Consider the following 2035-nt stretch of genomic DNA (forward strand, 5'->3'; position numbering starts at 1 on the left):
CGCCGGTGCGGCTGTCGCCGGCGGTGCCGTGGGCCGGCTGTCGGGGGATGAAGTCACTGGCGTCCGCCTCGTGAGGTCGCTGCGGCGCTCCCGGACGGCCGTCTCCAGCGGCGGTGCCGGAGGCCGCGGTTCGGGGAAGCGCTGTACCCGCCGAAGTCTCGCACCCGCCACTGACATGCGCGGGCGTCCCGGCGGTTTCGCCGCGTCCCGCGCCGGTCAGGCGGCTCTTGACCAGGTCCGCGAGACGCATCGCGGGCTTGGCCAGCAGCAGGCCGGCGACCATGACGGCGGCGCCCGCGACGGCGTCGAGGAAGTAGTGGTTGGCGGTGCCCATCACGACGAGGGTGATGGCGAGCGGGTAGACGACGCCCGCGGCCTTGGCCCAGGCGGTGCGGCCCTGGCGCCAGAGGACGACGCCGCACCACAGGGCCCAGCCGACGTGGAGGCTCGGCATCGCGGCGTACTGGTTGGTCATGCCGCCGAGGCCGCGGGGGGCGCTGGCCTCGCCGCCCCACCAGCCGTAGGAGGCGTACTGGGCCATGGTGTCGACGAAGCCGTACCCGGAGTCGAGCAGCCGGGGCGGGCAGGTGGGCAGCAGGGTGAAACCTATGAGGCCGATGAGAGTGGAGATCATCAGCCAGCTGCGCTGGAGGCGGTATTCGGCCGGGCGCCGCTTGAAGAGCCAGACCAGGATCGCCGGGGTGAGCAGATAGTGCAGGGAGGCGTAGGCGAAGTCGGCGGGTATGCCGATGGCCGGGTGGTCGGTGAACAGCCGGTTCAGCGGGTGTTCGAAGTTTATTCGAAACGTTTTCTCAAGATCGAGAATCGCCAATCCATGATCGACGGCGGGCTCCACGCCGCCGCGGACCAGCAGCCGGCCGGCGGAGTACAGCGCGTACACCACGGCGATCAGCGGCAGTTCGGTCCACCAGCGCGGCCGCTTCAGAAGTGGTGCGGTGCGGTACATCCGGGCGCTCTCCATATGTCAGACGGCCAACAAGCGCGCATGCAACCGTACGGCGTACGTCACATGAGTCGCACACCGCCCCGCGACTTGAAGGAAACGCCGAGTTCGCCCGCTGTTCTGCCGTGCCGACAGGTGTGCGGGGGAGGAGACGCCTCGATCGACGCCGGGGTTGCCTGTGACCGGTGTGAGGAACGCGTCGGCCCGGTGAGCGATGATGGAGGGCAGGCAGATCGTTTCTGTCGGTGTCCTTTTGAAATACGGGGACAACGCGGTGGTCTGTGATGAGTTCTGTTGGAAAAATCACCGAAGACTGTGAGGGGCGCTCCATGGCACCGCGGATCCTGCTGGCCCGGCACGGACAGACCGAGTGGTCGCTGTCCGGCAAGCACACCGGCCGCACGGACATCCCGCTCCTCGACGAGGGCCGGCGCGGCGCCAAGCTGCTGGGCGAGCGGCTGCACCGCGCCCCCTGGGACGGCCTGCCGGACGTCGAGGTCCGCACCAGCCCCCTGCTGCGCGCCCACGAGACCTGCGAGCTGGCCGGCTTCGGCGACCGGGCGACCGCCTGGGACGCGCTGATGGAGTGGGACTACGGCGACTACGAGGGGATGACCCCCGCCGAGATCAAGGCGCAGCGCCCCGGCTGGCTGATCTGGCGCGACGGCGTCCCCGGGGGCGAGACGCTCGCGGAGGTCAGCGCCCGCGCCGACGAGGTCGTCGAGTGGGCCCGCTCCGCCGACCGTGACGTGCTGATCTTCGCCCACGGCCACATCCTGCGCACCATCGGCGCCCGCTGGCTCGGCCTCGACATCTCCTTCGCGGCCCGCATCCGCCTCGACCCCACCTCGCTGTCCATCCTCGGCTGGGCCTACGACGCCCCGGCGCTCGAACGCTGGAACGACACCGGCCACCTCGCCTGACGCCCCCGCCCGGCCCGGGCGCCCCCGCGTGAGCTCCCTCCTACGGGTGAGGAGCGCGCGGCCGGAGCGACGATCGCCTCATCCGAGGGAATGATCGGATGCCGGAAGGGGACCCGGCACAGCTTCGCGGAGCGGGGCCGTGCCGCCG

The 2035-nt window shown here is 71.0% G+C and carries 2 protein-coding genes; one reads left to right on the forward strand and one right to left on the reverse strand.

What is annotated here, in order from left to right; genetic code table 11:
• A partial coding sequence (locus V7793_RS36910) for a phosphatase PAP2 family protein (RefSeq protein WP_336014045.1) occupies positions 1–967 on the reverse strand: 967 nt, incomplete at its 3' end.
• A 326-nt stretch (positions 968–1293) separates the two neighbouring features.
• Here V7793_RS36910 and V7793_RS36915 point away from each other — a divergent pair.
• Entirely contained in the window at positions 1294–1887 is a 594-nt protein-coding gene (locus V7793_RS36915) for a histidine phosphatase family protein (protein WP_336014047.1), read from the forward strand.
• The last annotated feature ends 148 nt before the right edge of the window (positions 1888–2035 follow it).

Source organism: Streptomyces sp. KLMMK (genome assembly GCF_036961605.1).
Classification (GTDB): Bacteria; Actinomycetota; Actinomycetes; order Streptomycetales; family Streptomycetaceae; genus Streptomyces; species Streptomyces telluris.